Annotated in this window: 9 protein-coding genes; 6 read left to right on the top strand and 3 right to left on the bottom strand. The window is 36.2% G+C overall.

Going from position 1 to position 14,315, the window contains the following annotated elements; translation table 11 throughout:
• Window positions 1-2 precede the first annotated feature (2 nt).
• The 6 genes from AC2H4K_RS05110 to AC2H4K_RS05085 are packed head-to-tail and all read left to right on the top strand — an operon-like array spanning window position 3 to window position 7,571.
• The gene (locus AC2H4K_RS05110) at window positions 3-1,046 is read left to right on the top strand and encodes a Gfo/Idh/MocA family oxidoreductase (RefSeq protein WP_493742940.1); all 1,044 of its coding nucleotides are present in this window, start codon (window positions 3-5) and stop codon (window positions 1,044-1,046) included.
• A complete protein-coding gene (locus AC2H4K_RS05105) occupies window positions 1,043-2,653 on the top strand; it encodes a glycoside hydrolase family 43 protein (RefSeq protein WP_493742939.1) in 1,611 nt (536 codons plus the stop codon). Before AC2H4K_RS05110 ends, AC2H4K_RS05105 begins: the two co-directional genes overlap by 4 nt.
• A complete protein-coding gene (locus tag AC2H4K_RS05100) occupies window positions 2,653-3,843 on the top strand; it encodes an exo-alpha-sialidase (RefSeq protein ID WP_281138706.1) in 1,191 nt (396 codons plus the stop codon). The genes AC2H4K_RS05105 and AC2H4K_RS05100 overlap by 1 nt, the downstream gene beginning before the upstream one ends.
• Window positions 3,844-3,854: 11 nt before the next feature.
• Complete coding sequence (gene pelA, locus AC2H4K_RS05095) at window positions 3,855-5,873, top strand: pectate lyase (RefSeq protein ID WP_281138705.1); 2,019 nt, start codon at window positions 3,855-3,857, stop codon at window positions 5,871-5,873.
• The gene (locus tag AC2H4K_RS05090) at window positions 5,860-6,645 is read left to right on the top strand and encodes a rhamnogalacturonan acetylesterase (protein WP_281138704.1); all 786 of its coding nucleotides are present in this window, start codon (window positions 5,860-5,862) and stop codon (window positions 6,643-6,645) included. The genes pelA and AC2H4K_RS05090 overlap by 14 nt, the downstream gene beginning before the upstream one ends.
• The gene (locus AC2H4K_RS05085) at window positions 6,645-7,571 is read left to right on the top strand and encodes an alpha/beta hydrolase (RefSeq protein WP_281138703.1); all 927 of its coding nucleotides are present in this window, start codon (window positions 6,645-6,647) and stop codon (window positions 7,569-7,571) included. The genes AC2H4K_RS05090 and AC2H4K_RS05085 overlap by 1 nt, the downstream gene beginning before the upstream one ends.
• 13 nt (window positions 7,572-7,584) lie before the next feature.
• Here AC2H4K_RS05085 and uxuA read toward each other — a convergent pair whose 3' ends face one another.
• The 3 genes from uxuA to AC2H4K_RS05070 all read right to left on the bottom strand — a co-directional run bounded on the left by uxuA (window position 7,585) and on the right by AC2H4K_RS05070 (window position 14,128).
• Window positions 7,585-8,751: a mannonate dehydratase gene (gene uxuA, locus AC2H4K_RS05080; protein ID WP_281138702.1), complete on the bottom strand. Its 1,167-nt coding sequence runs from the start codon at window positions 8,749-8,751 to the stop codon at window positions 7,585-7,587.
• Window positions 8,752-8,761: 10 nt separating this feature from the next.
• Window positions 8,762-9,568 (bottom strand): SDR family oxidoreductase, encoded by an 807-nt coding sequence (locus AC2H4K_RS05075; RefSeq protein ID WP_281138701.1) that lies wholly within the window; start codon window positions 9,566-9,568, stop codon window positions 8,762-8,764.
• A gap of 165 nt (window positions 9,569-9,733) precedes the next feature.
• Window positions 9,734-14,128: a T9SS type A sorting domain-containing protein gene (locus tag AC2H4K_RS05070; protein WP_281138700.1), complete on the bottom strand. Its 4,395-nt coding sequence runs from the start codon at window positions 14,126-14,128 to the stop codon at window positions 9,734-9,736.
• Window positions 14,129-14,315 lie beyond the last annotated feature (187 nt).

The following is a 14,315-nucleotide window of genomic DNA, read 5'->3' as shown; positions in this document are numbered from 1 at the left end:
CTATGGCAACCATCAACACAGCTCTTTGTTCGTATGGAATGAGTGGACATGTTTTTCACGCACCTTTCATAGATGTTCATCCAGATTTTAATCTTTATGGTGTTTTTGAGCGAACAAAAAACTTAGCCGAAAAAAAGTATCCTAATATCAAGACGTTTCGGTCTTTAGAAGAGATGCTAAAAGATGAAGCTATTGATTTAATAGTCGTCAATACTCCTAATACCACACATTACGATTGTACAAAAAAAGCACTCGAAGCTGGTAAACACGTCATTGTAGAAAAACCGTTTACAGTAACCACAAAAGAAGCCGAAGAACTCATAGCATTAGCTGAAAAGCAAAACCTAAAATTGTCAGTATATCATAACAGACGTTGGGATAGCGATTTCAAAACCGTAAAGAAAGTTGTTCAACAAGGTGTGTTGGGAGATATTGTTGAAGCAGAATTTCACTATGATAGATTTGACCCAAAACTGAGTTATAAAATACATAAAGAAACTCCAACCGAAGGAGTCGGGAGTTTATACGATTTAGGTTCTCATCTCATAGACCAAGCATTGCAATTGTTTGGTATGCCAAATAGTGTTTTTGCAACCTTAGATACATTCCGAAAAGATTCTAAGGTAGGAGATTATTTTGATGTAAAACTGTATTACGATTCGCACTTTGTGATTTTAAAATCCAGTTATTTTGTTAGAGAACCATTGCCAGCCTATAGTATTCATGGCACAAAAGGTTCTTTTATAAAATCTAAAGCAGACATTCAGGAAATTGAACTTCAAAAAGAAATAAAACCTAATACAGCCAATTGGGGAATTGAGCCTGAAACAGAAAAAGGTTTGCTTCACACAATTGAAAATAATACTTCAAAAAAAGAACACATTGTAACAGAGCAAGGCAATTATATGTCCTATTACAATGGGATTGCTGAGGCGATTATAAACAATAAACCACTTCCTGTTACTGCAGAAGAAGCAACCGAAGTTATAAAAATTATTGAGGCTGCTTTTTTAAGTAACGAAGAAAGAAAAGTCATTAAATTATGAAAAAAATAACCTTACTAGTATCATTTTGTATGGTCTTAAATGGTAAGGCACAAGAAAAATTTGTGTCCGATGTTTGGGTGTCAGACAATGGTGATGGTACTTATACCAACCCAGTTTTACATTCCGATTTTTCAGATCCAGACGTTGTAAGAGCTGGTGAGGATTACTATATGACCGCTTCATCCTTTACCTGTTCACCAGGCTTACCAATTTTGCATTCTAAAGACTTGGTGAATTGGGAATTGGTAAATTATGCTTTGCCAAAACAGATTCCGTTAGATGTGTTTGATAAACCACAACACGGTAAAGGGGTTTGGGCACCTTGTATTCGTTTTCATAAAGGGGAATTTTACATCTACTATCCAGATCCAGATTTTGGTATTTATATGACAAAAACCAAAGATCCAAAAGGCACCTGGTCAGAACCTGTTTTAGTTAAAGGTGGAAAAGGACTAATTGATCCAACACCACTGTGGGATGATGATGGTAAAGTGTATCTCGCTTACGCTTTTGCAGGAAGTCGAGCAGGAATAAAAAGTTTACTAGTAGTTTGCAGTATGAATGCTGAAGGTACTAAAACTAATGATGATGAGGTAAAAATTATTGATGGTCATGAAGGTGAAGATACCATTGAAGGGCCTAAGTTTTACAAACGAAATGGTTACTACTACATTTTTGCACCAGCTGGTGGAGTGCCAACAGGTTGGCAGACTATTTTAAGGTCTAAATCAGTGTTTGGACCTTACGAAAAAAAGAAGGTTTTACATCAAGGCAATACTGAAATCAATGGGCCACATCAAGGTGCTTGGGTAGATACCGTTACTGGCGAAGATTGGTTTCTTCATTTTCAAGATAAAGATGCGTATGGTCGTATAGTTCATATGCAACCAATGTCTTGGAAAAATGATTGGCCAGTTATGGGTATAGACCAAAATAATGATGGTATTGGCGAACCTGTAACCACACATAAAAAACCGAATGTAGGTAAGACATATCCTATAGCTACACCACCAGATTCTGATGAGTTTAACGAACCTAAAAGAGGTTTGCAGTGGCAATGGCACGCTAACCCACAAGTGTATTATGGTTTTCCAACCAGTATGGGACATTATACAATGTATTGTAGACCACGACCTGAAGGTTCTAGTAACCTACACGATGTACCAAATTTGTTATTGCAAAAATTTCCAGCTGAATCGTTTACAGCAACAACCAAATTGACGTTTAATGCTAGACACGATAACGAACAAGTTGGTTTTTTAGTTATGGGCTTAGACTATGGTTACATCAAATTCTCTCAAGAAGATGGACAGTTGTACTTATCACAGGTAACTTGTAAAGATGCACATAAAGAAGGCAAAGAAAACGAAAGTGAAAAAATCAAAGTTGATAGCAATACGATTTACCTTCAAATTAAAGTAGATAAAGGTGGAGTGTGTAATTTTTATTACAGCACAAATAACAAAAGATTCAAGCCTATTGGTGATACATTCAAAGCGAGAGAAGGCAGATGGATTGGTGCAAAAATAGGCTGCTTAGCATTAAGAGAAGGAGTTATTAATGATGCTGGAAGTTTAGATATCGACTGGATTAGATTTAAGAAATAATGAATATTATCAAGTCAGTAAAATACCATCTATCGTTATTATTTCTAGGGCTGATGTTCTTTCAAAGTTGTTCAGAAGAGAACAAAAGAAAACTTCCCTTTGATGTTAAAAAAGACTTATTCGACACGCTACAGCCTAATGATTTAGGTTTAAAAGTTCCAAAAGGCATCGAAGCATATACCATTTTTAAACCTACAGATAGTACAGATCATTTTAGTAATGGAGCAGTAATGACAGCCTTTAAAGGAGTGTTGTATTGCCAGTGGCAAAGCTCTGCCGAAGGCGAAGATTCTGATGATACCTGGCTGGCTTACAGCAGTAGCAAGGATGGAAAAACTTGGAGTAAACCGATGGCTTTAGCAGCATCAATTGAGGATGGTTATTGTACTTCAGGTGGTTGGTGGACCTACAAAGATTCATTAATTGCCTATATCAATGTTTGGCCATCAAAAGTGTCGCCAGAAGGCGGCTATACGTATTACAAAACAAGTGCAGATGGTGTTAACTGGTCAGAAAAGAAACCTGTTTTAATGGCAGATAATTCTCCAATAAATGCGGTATTTGAACAAGATCCACATCAACTCGCTAATGGTCGTATCATTAATGCAGCACATTTTCAACCTGGCTTAATGGTATCACCAGTTTATACAGATGATCCAAAAGGAGTCAGTGGTTGGACGAGAGCAAGTTTCACAAATAATTCTGCTAAAAATAATGTCTCCCAAGAAATAGAACCAAGTAGTTTTGTGAAAAGAGATAGTACCTTGGTTATGGTATTTAGGGATCAGTTTAGTTCGTTTCAAACTTTAGCTTCAATAAGTAAAGATAACGGTGAAAGTTGGACAACACCTGTAGAAACAACAATGCCAGACTCTAGATCTAAACAAAGTGCAGGTAATTTTCCAAACGGAACAGCATACATTATCAACAATCCTGTACAGACCAAATCACGAATGCCATTGGCGATAACGCTTAGCAACGATGGTAACTTGTTTACTAATGCTTTTGTGCTTCGTAAAAGTGATGACCTTAAACCCTTACAATATGAAGGGAAGTATAAGCGCTTAGGCTACCATTACCCAAAGTCGTTTATTTTCAATAATAATTTGTATGTGTCTTATACAACTAGCAAGGAAAACGTAGAGTATACTAAAGTTCCGTTGAGTAGCCTGAAAACCACTAATCCTTAAAATGATTAATTATGAAATTTCCCCCTAATTATAAATTCATATTTTTTTTAATCGGACTTTGTATTTTTACAGATTTATCGGCTCAAGTTCACGATAAATCTTGGCGAAATATTATACATACAAAAGATGATGTTTGGTATCAATCTGATGAAGCTAAGCAAATTGCAGAAAACGTATTGTTGTACCAACGCAATATTGGTGGATGGCCAAAAAATGTACAAATGCACTTGCCATTGTCTCAAGATGAAAAAGAAGAATTGTTGAAGCAAAAACAAACCAATGAAGAGACAACAACAGATAATGGAGCTACGATTCAAGAAATGCTGTTTCTTTCAAAAATATATGCTCAAACAAAAGATGAAAGGTATAGAAAAGCCTTTTTAAAAGGTTTGGATTATATATTGGAAGCGCAATACGATAATGGAGGTTGGCCTCAGTTCTACCCTTTAAAAGAAGGTTATTATTCGCGCATTACCTATAATGATAATTCGATGGTGAACATTATGAACATGCTTCATCAATTCAAAAAAAACACCGATTATTATTCTATAAAGCTTCCAAAAGAACAGTTAGAGCGTGTAAATGACGCTTTTAGAATAGGAGTAGACTGTATCTTAAAAACTCAATACAAACAAAACGGTGTTTTAACAGCTTGGTGTGCGCAACATGACGAGAAAACTTTAGAACCTGCAAAGGCTAGAGCCTATGAATTACCATCTTTAAGTGGTGCAGAATCGGCTCATATTGTTATGTTATTGATGTCAATAGAGAATCCATCAAAAGAAATTATCAACGCTGTAAATAGCGCAGTAGCTTGGTTCGAAAAAGTGAAGATTACAGGATTACGCAAAGACAGAGTGTACAACGATGTTGGCAAGATTGTAAATAAGCGAATGATTCCTGATGAAAAAGCACCTGCGATTTGGGCACGTTTCATGACACTCGAAGACAACACACCATTTTTTTGTGATAGAGATGGTATTAAGAAATATTCGTTAGCAGAAATAGGTGAGGAACGTAGAAACGGTTACGCTTGGTATGGCAACCATCCTCAAATGGTTTTAGATGCTTATCCAGATTGGAAAAAGAAATACGATTTATCACAGAAAGATTCGCCTTCAAACCCATTTAAAATTGTGGTAGCAAAAGATGGTAGTGGTGACTATACGTCTATTGTTGAAGCGATAAAAAACACCAAGGCTTTTCCTTATGATAGAATCACTATTTTTATTAAGAATGGAGTTTATAAGGAAAAAGTAAAAATCCACGAGTGGAACCAAAATTTATCTTTGGTTGGAGAAAGTAAAGAGAATACTATTATAACCTACGATGACTATTTTAATAAACTAGGATTGGGTAGAAATAGTACATTTTACACCTACACATTATTGGTTGAAGCTAATAATGTGGTGCTAAAAAATCTCACTATTGAAAACTCTTCAGGTGAAGTTGGACAAGCCGTTGCATTGTCTGTGTTTTCAGATGAAGTTGCCATAATTAATTGTAATTTGTTAGGCAATCAAGACACTTTGTATGCTTCAGGAAAAGGGAAGCAATATTACAAAGATTGTTATATTGAAGGAACAACCGATTTTATCTTCGGAAGCGCTACAGCCTTTTTTGAAAATTGTCAAATCCATAGTAAAAAGAACTCTTACATCACAGCAGCATCAACACCAAAGGATTCGTTATTTGGTTATGTGTTTAAAGACTGTAAAATTACCGCAGATGATGATGTAGATGAAGTCTATTTAGGAAGGCCTTGGCGCGTGTATGCGCAAACTGTTTTTATAAATTGTGACTTAGGAAATCATATCCTGCCAATAGGTTGGCACAATTGGTCCAAGCCAGAAGCTGAAAAAACTGCGTTTTATGGTGAATATAAAAACTATGGAGAAGGCTATAAACCATCAGAACGTGACGGATGGTCGCATCAATTAAAAAAACGACAAGCAAAAAAATATACATTGAAAAATGTATTAGGTGAATACAAAAAGAAATCAAAAAAAGAATGGTATGAAGCATTATAGAATAATTCTGATTTTAGTAATTGTTCTGTTTCAATCTTGTGATAAAAAAGTAGAACAGAAAGAAGAGGAAGAGACTGTAAAAACTATTGAAAACGTTTTAATTTATACCATAGGAGATTCAACCATGGCAGACAAGCCAAATCCTGATGAAAATCCAGAGCGTGGTTGGTGCCAATTATTACCAGAATTTTTAAATGATTATGCTACGGTTTATAACCATGCTGTTAATGGTAGAAGTACAAGAAGTTTCATCACTGAAGGTCGCTGGGATTCTGTGCAAAAACAACTGAAAAAAGGAGATTATGTCTTTATTCAGTTCGGACACAACGACCAAAAAGAGAACTCTCCAAAACGTTACACCAATCCACATACGGCTTACAGAAACAATCTTACAAAGTTTGTTAAAGAAGCTAGAGCAAAAGAAGCTATTCCTGTACTATTTACGTCTATTGTAAGACGAAATTTTAATACAGACTCTACTTTGATAGATACGCATGGAGTATATCCTTTGGAAGCGCGTTTGGTGGCTCAAGAGCAAGATGTACCACTTATAGATTTACAATATTTAACCGAAAAACTAGAAGAATCTTATGGAGTTGAAGCGTCTAAAAAGTTACATCTTCATTACGCTCCAAATGAAATACCATATTATCCTGAAGGGAAAGAAGATGATACACATTTATCGGTTTTAGGTGCAACAGAAGTGGCTAAGTTAGCAGTGAACGAGTTAAAAGAAAAGGTAGAAGGTTTTAATAGTTACATTAAAAAATAATGAGAATAGAGAGTAAATTAAAGCAGTATTCACTTTTGCTATGTAGTTTTCTTTTTGTGACTTGCTTTGCACAAGAGGAAAAAGTTATTCAGCTTTGGCAAGATACTATTCCAAATGCTATTGAAAATCCAGATTATGAAGAGATTCAAACCTTTAAAGATTCAATGCTGTGGAGTACAGAAAAAGTTAAACAACCCACATTAACCATTTTTTCACCAGAAAAACCAAACGGAACAGCAGTAGTTATCTGTCCTGGAGGTGGCTATCACCATTTGGCTATAAATAAAGAAGGTTATAAAATTGCTGAATGGCTAAATACATTAGGAATTACAGCGTTTGTACTAAAATATAGAATGCCTAATGATAGCATATCAACAAATAAAACCATTGCGCCACTTCAAGATGCGCAACGTGCTATGCGCTATGTGAGGCAAAATGCCAAACACTGGAATTTAAATAAAAGTAAAATAGGAGTTCTTGGGTTTTCTGCTGGAGGACATTTAGCATCAACCTTATCTACGCATTATAATGATGCTGTTTACAATGCGGAATATGAAGTCAGTGCAAGACCAGATTTTTCAATATTGGTGTATCCTGTAATTTCGATGAAAGATGGTGTAACACATCAAGGTTCTAAAACGAATTTGTTGGGCGAAACTCCATCAAACGAAACTGTTGAATTCTACTCTAACGAAACACAAATTACTTCAGAAACACCAAAAACCATTTTAATTCACGCTACAGATGACAAGTCAGTTCCTGTAGAAAATAGTCTTCAATATTATTTAGCCTTAAAAGAAAACAAGGTGCCAGCCGAACTTCATATTTATGAAAAAGGCGGACACGGTTTTGGTTTGGGACGAGGTTTTACAAGTGATGATTGGTCAAAAGCTTGTGAGACTTGGCTTGCTAAAAATGATTTGTAACAGTTAAATTATTTCAAATAATACCACTTTTTGAAATCCCAAGACTAAGACCTCTAAGTTCAGCAAGACCTTTTAAGCGGCCAATAGCAGTATAACCAGCATACAAATAATTATGTTTTAAATCATCAAGCATTTGGTGACCATGGTCTGGTCGCATAGGTAGTGAAATGTTGCGTTCCTTTTCAATTTTTAAAACTGCTTTTACAATCTCAAACATATCTGAAGAACCCTCAAGGTGATGGTCTTCGTAAAAACTACCATCGTCTTCTCGTTTCACATTTCTAAGATGAAGAAAATGAATTTTATCTTTGAATTTCTCTATCATCTTAGGCAAATCATTGTTTTCATTCGCCCCCAAAGAACCTGTACAAAATGTAATACCGTTTGAAGGACTATCAATAAAATTAACCAAATCTTCCAAGTCACGTTCTGAAGTGATGATACGTGGCAATCCCATAATATCAAATGGTGGATCGTCTGGATGAATAGCCATCTTCACACCCAATTCTTCCGCAAGCGGAATAATTTCATTCAGAAAATAGGACAAATTAGATTTTAAATCGGAATGCGATAGGTCTTTATATTGCGCTATCATCTTCTTGAATGTCGGAATATCAAGGTCGTCAACTGTGCCAGGTAACCCTTTTAAAATACCATCTTTTAAACGTTGTGTTTCAGTTTTAGACATGGCTTCAAAGCGATCTTTAGCTTTAGCTAAAATAGCTTTATCATAATCTTTTTCAACATCACTGCGTTTCATTATGAAGGCTTCAAAAACAGCCATTTCAACCTTATCGAATCGTAATGCTGTGCTACCATCTCTGAGTTCCCAAAAAAGATGTGTACGTGTCCAATCTAAAACAGGCATAAAGTTGTAGCACACATTTTTCACACCACATTTAGCGACATTAATGAGGCTCTGTTTGTAGTTTTCTATACGTTTTGCATAGTCGCCTTGACGCAGTTTTATGTTTTCATGAATAGGAATACTTTCAATAAAGGACCATTCTAATCCTGCATTGAGAATTTCATTTTTTATAGCTTGAATGTCTTCAATAGGCCAAATTTCACCATTTGGAATATGGTGCAGTGCAGTAACTACACCAGTTGCACCAGATTGTCTAATATCCGAAAGGGTTACAGCATCAGATTTGCCAAACCATCTAAAAGTTTCTGTCATTTCTTAATTTTTAAACACCACTAAAGGCTCCAAATCCACCATCAACGTGGATAACAGTTCCTGTCATAAATTTTGAAGCATTACTAGCTAAAAGTTGTACAGCACCATTAAGTTCTTCGGAGTTTCCAAAGCGTTTCATTGGTGTGCTTTTTATAATGGTTTCGCCACGATCTGTTAAAGAACCATCTTCATTGGTTAATAATTTTCGGTTTTGATCCGCAAGAAAAAATCCAGGAGCAATAGCATTGACTCTAATTTTATCGCCAAATTTATGAGCCATATCTACAGCCATCCAACGTGTAAAGTTTTCCATAGCAGCCTTTGAAGCCGAGTAGCCAACAACACGTGTTAATGCTTGTGCTACAGCAACCGAAGAAACGTTAATTATAGAACCTCCATTTTGTTTGGTCATTTGTTTTCCAAAGACCAACGACGGAATTACGGTTCCCATTAAATTTAAGTCTGTTACTTTTTGAAAGTCGTCTAATGAGATATCAAATAATGATTGAGAAGGAGATAAAGTCGCGCCAGGCATATTTCCACCTGCTGCATTAATGAGCACATCAATTTTTTGCCACTTTTCTAGAAGTTGAGTTTTAACATTTTCTAGGTTTTCTTTATCTAATACATCAGCTTTAATACCCATGGTATTGGTTGCAGAAAGTTGCGCTGCAAAATCTTTAGCTTTGACCTCATTTCTACCAAGTATAGCCACTTTAGCTCCAGATTCAACCAAATGCTTTGCCATACTAGAGCCTAATACGCCATAACCACCTGTAATGATGATGACTTTATCTTTTATATCTAAAATACTCATTCTATTTTTTTGCGAAACTAAAGATTAAAAAATAATAACATCTTAAAGTTTACTCAAAATTTGAAGATTGAGGTCTTAATTTTAGTATTGATTTATGAAGAAATTTGGATTAAATAAAAAAGCCTTTCAATATTGAAAGGCTTTTTGTTTTCTCTATTTGAGTTTCTATTTTTTGAGAATTCTTGTTGTCATATTCAACTCTGGAATTCTAAGAATATAAACACCAGATGATAGTTGAGATAAATCATTTATTGATGTTGTACCATTGGTCAACAATCTTACATCTGAATAAACTTCAGAACCTAAAATATTAATGATTTTAATAGTGATATCCATAGATTGATTTAAATCTGTAGAAATATTAATTTCATTATTAAAAGGTAATGGATATAGCTTAGTATTTAGACTAGAAAGATCATGATCATTGATACCTAAAGTTGGTCCTTGATTTCCTGGTGAGCCAATAGCAGGCTGCATAGCATCATTTAAAGCTGATGTTTCTCCTGCATTATTAGCGTTACCAACAACACTAAAAGCCATTAAATCTACATCATAAGATTGACCTCCATTTGCATTAGCATCAGGATATGTTTCGAAATCAGCTAGAACTCCTGTTGTAATTGGGTCTCCAATCCAAAGCGTAACACCATCTCCACCTTGCCCTAATCCAGCACCAGCATAAGTTCCTATTTGTATACCAGATAAATTATAAGAAGGTGCCCAAACCGATAAGAATTCAGATGAATCAACATCGTCAACAACAACTACCACTTCTCCAGGTTGTACAGATGTTATTCCACTTATAATGGCCGCAGAGGCAGGATCCTGAGATTCATCATCGTAATAAAGTTCACCAGAAGCAGGTGTCCAAGCTATGGTTCCTGTATTAGTAATTTCAAACCAATCAGCTGTTAAATTAGATCCTGGCTCGTTACCAGCCCAAATTTCTGTAATTTGAAGATTAGCCATTGGAGGTAGAACAATTTCGTTTGCCGCTCCAGGTGTGTTTAATGCTTCTCCAACTTCAGGTGTTCCAGGGTTTAGTGCAGGTAATCCAGCTCCATCATAATCGTTTCTTACCCAATCAGAAGTAGTGTCTGTATCTGTACCGTTAGGAATTCTAGAAGCTCCACCAGGTTGATTAGCATCTCCATCGTAGTTAGGTGCTAAATCAACTAAAGAATACACAAAATCCGAAGCTCCACCATCTGAAGTGGCAACGTCATCTACAATTCTTGTCCAAGGTGCGTTATCTATAATACCATCGTCATTAGTATCTATATCATCACCTACAGCACCTGTAAAGCCTTCAACTAATAAAAGCGTAATTGTACCATTCTCCATATCTTCATAATCTAGCCAATAGCCATTACTATCTGTTGTTCCTAAGTTAATTGCAGCATCGATAAAGCCTGTAGTAGAACCACTATCACCTTCAATTTCTAAAAGTGTAAAGTTTGAATAATCAGTATTAGCATCACCTAGTATTTCAATAAAAGTATCTGTGTCAGTTCCTGTATGGTCTGCTACAAATTCATTGATTAGTGGGTCTGAAGTTGTTGGTACAACTACACTTCCAAGCGTTACAATATCAGTTCTAAATTTCTTCCATTCTCTACGTTGGTCTTTATTTTCATTACCATCGTTATAGATAATTGTTGCTCCTAAATCTGACATTAGTTGAATCTGAAGTGCGTCACCAGCACTTCCCATGAATGCTGTAGAAGGTATTTCTACAATGCCTTCAAAAGCACCATCAGTATTTAATGCCCATAAATCTACAGAACGCAATTCTGGGTTATCAGTTGAGTTGCCTGACCATGTGTATAGCGCAAAATCGGTAGCTGTTCCATTTGGTCCAGCAAGTAATATACAGCCGTTACTGTTACACTCCATACTTCTAAGTGTTCTACCGTCTAAATCTAAATATATTGGTGCGTCAAAAGAAGCACTTCCTGTGGTAGAACCTGGAAGAGAAGTGAAGTTTGTAACAGGAATTATTACAGCATCGTCACCAATATCTGGTACTCTAAATCCAAGGTAAGCTGTTGTGCTATTTGGTGCAAAAGCTAAAGCTTCGATTTCAATATTTGAAGGTAAGCCAAAACCACCATTTAAAAGATCATCTCTAAGTCCTGTGTATTTATCTCCATAAGTTAGTGTAGAGGCATCAGAAGAACCTGAAATTGTAGTTGAAAACATAACAGATCTGTCAGCAGTAGCGGTAGATCCAATCCAGAAAAGGGTGTTTCCTGTTCTGATTGAACCCTCTATATCTATTTCTTCAGTAGAGCCTAAATCTCCATTAAAGTTTATTTCAGTTAAAGGCAATCCAGAATTGTTTCTATCATAAAGTCTTAAGGTTTGATCTTCATCATCACCAACCCACATATAATCTGAATCTACAGGAATAGCTGTAGAACCATCCGAAGCACCTGTGTGAAAGCGACTAGTAGAAGGATTTACAGAAGCTTCTGAAGCAGCATAATTGATAGTGTAAGTATCTGTATTTGTATCAGCATCTTCAACTGTAATTGTTATTGTTGAAAAACCAAGAGCAATAGGAGTAATCGTTAGTAAGCGATCTCCACCAGTACCTGTAAGCACTAAATTTGAATTTGGAACTACAGTTTCGTCACTACTAGAAACAGTTACAACTAAATTAGATAAAGCAGTTTCAGCATCAGAAATAGTGAATGGAATTCCTGTAATGCTCGCAGGATCTGTAGGATCATTTACAACACCACTTACTGAACTTGGGCCTTGCTCTGAAAGAGAAAGGTAGGTAGATAAGCTAGTGATGTCTACAATAATATCTGGAGCTCCAGGTGTACTTACTGTTGGTCCTTGGTTTCCAGGAGAGCCTACAGCTGGTGTATCTGATAAATCACCGCCTAAAATTGTAGTTGCAGTAGCAATATTTGTCCCAGGAGCAACTGAACCTGAGCCAGTGACACTAAAAGCAGCATTTACAATATCATAAGACTTACCATCATCACTTGCAGTGTCAGGATAAGATCCAGAATCCAATAATAATCCTGAAGCTTGAGGATTACCTAACCAAAGCGTTACAGTATCGCCGCCACCGCCAAGACCAGCACCATCTGTGTAGCCTATTTCAATATTACTTAAATTATAATCTGGTGACCAAACCGTATAAAATTCTGTAGCATCAGAACTATCTCCGATCATCACAATAGCACTTTCGCCTGGTTGTAATTCAGTAATGCCTTCAATTAAGGTAGCATCGGAAGGACTAGCAGATTCATCATCATACCAAAGTTCAGGTGAAGTACTAGCTACCCAAGCTTGAGTTCCTGCATTGTAGATTTCAAACCAATCACCAGTTAAATCTGTTCCGGCTTGTCCTGACCAAATTTCAGTAACTTGAATATCTATAGGGAGTACTAAAGGGCCTTGATTACCTGGTGAGGCAATCGCAGGTTGATTTTGATCATTTAATGTTGAAGTAGCAGCAGCGTTACTTGCGTTTAAAACTGTACTAAAAGCAGCTAACTCTACATCATAAGATTGACCACCGTTTAGAGCTGTATCAGGATAACTTTCAAAATCAGAAAGTACTCCAGTTGTATTAGGATCACCAATCCAAAGTGTAACAGCATCTCCGCCACCGCCAAGGCCAGAACCATCGGTGTAGCCAATTTCAATACCAGACAAGTTGTAGTCAGCAGACCAAAGTGTGTTGAACTCTGTTATATCAGTAGCTTCACCAATTATAATAATAACTCTTTCGCCTGGTTGAATATCTGTGATTCCATTTATGATGTCAGCAGCAGTAGGGTCCTGCGAATCGTCATCGTAATATAAAGCTTCATCAACTCCAGAAACCCAGGCAGCAGAACCGTTATTTACAATTTCAAACCAATCTGATGATAGGTTATCTCCAGGATCATTACCTGGCCACATTTCAGTAATGTGTAAATCAGCAACAGGTGCTAAAGGTCCTTGGTTTCCTGGTGAAGCAATAGCAGGTTGATTTTCATCATTTAGAGCAAAAGTAGCTCCTGCATTGTTTGTATTTCCTACGGTGCTAAAAGCAGCTAACTCTACATCATAAGATTGTCCTCCTGTAGCACTAGCGTCAGGGTAGGTTTCAAAGTCAGAAAGTGTTCCTGTTGTATTAGGATCTCCAATCCAAAGTGTAACACCATCACCTCCTTGACCTAGACCAGAACCATCTGTAAAGCCAATTTCGATGTTGGTAAGATCATAAGCAGGTGACCAAATCGTATTAAATTGATCAACATCTGTCAAATCGCCAACTATAATGATAACTCGCTCATTAGGTTGGATGTCTACTATGCCATTTATAATATCAGCAGCTGACGGATCTTGTGAGTCATCATCATAATATAAATCTCCGTCAGTACCAGAAATCCATGCAGTAGTTCCTGTATTAGTAATTTCAAACCAATCCGAAGTTAAATTGGTACCAGGGTCGTTTCCTGGCCATATTTCTGTGATTTCAAGATTAGCCTGTGAAAACGCTAATAAATTTGTTAGTAATAGGGCAATTAAAGAGGTAATTTTTTTATACATAATTCCATTTTTGGTTGAAGCGTGAAATTATTATCTGAACATTACCCCTTGAACAACTACAAATTAAATCATGGTTAATTATAAAAAGACTAGGTTTACAAATTGTTAAGCTATCATTTTTAGTATAACATATAGAAGAAAACAGGATATACTCTAATACCTTCTATTTTAATTATATTAGTACCAT

It is taken from the genome of Winogradskyella sp. 266wxhm (genome assembly GCF_058964685.1).
The sequence above is the reverse complement of the archived record's forward strand: the minus strand, read 5'-3'. Positions and strand labels throughout refer to the sequence as shown.

Bases quoted from the DNA above. Each gene is read 5' to 3' on its own strand.
- AC2H4K_RS05110 (WP_493742940.1), top strand. From the start codon at position 3: ATGGCAACCATCAACACAGCTCTTTGTTCGTATGGAATGAGTGGACAT.
- AC2H4K_RS05105 (WP_493742939.1), top strand. From the start codon at position 1,043: ATGAAAAAAATAACCTTACTAGTATCATTTTGTATGGTCTTAAATGGT.
- AC2H4K_RS05100 (WP_281138706.1), top strand. From the start codon at position 2,653: ATGAATATTATCAAGTCAGTAAAATACCATCTATCGTTATTATTTCTA.
- pelA (WP_281138705.1), top strand. From the start codon at position 3,855: ATGAAATTTCCCCCTAATTATAAATTCATATTTTTTTTAATCGGACTT.
- AC2H4K_RS05090 (WP_281138704.1), top strand. From the start codon at position 5,860: ATGAAGCATTATAGAATAATTCTGATTTTAGTAATTGTTCTGTTTCAA.
- AC2H4K_RS05085 (WP_281138703.1), top strand. From the start codon at position 6,645: ATGAGAATAGAGAGTAAATTAAAGCAGTATTCACTTTTGCTATGTAGT.
- uxuA (WP_281138702.1), bottom strand. From the start codon at position 8,751: ATGACAGAAACTTTTAGATGGTTTGGCAAATCTGATGCTGTAACCCTT.
- AC2H4K_RS05075 (WP_281138701.1), bottom strand. From the start codon at position 9,568: ATGAGTATTTTAGATATAAAAGATAAAGTCATCATCATTACAGGTGGT.
- AC2H4K_RS05070 (WP_281138700.1), bottom strand. From the start codon at position 14,128: ATGTATAAAAAAATTACCTCTTTAATTGCCCTATTACTAACAAATTTA.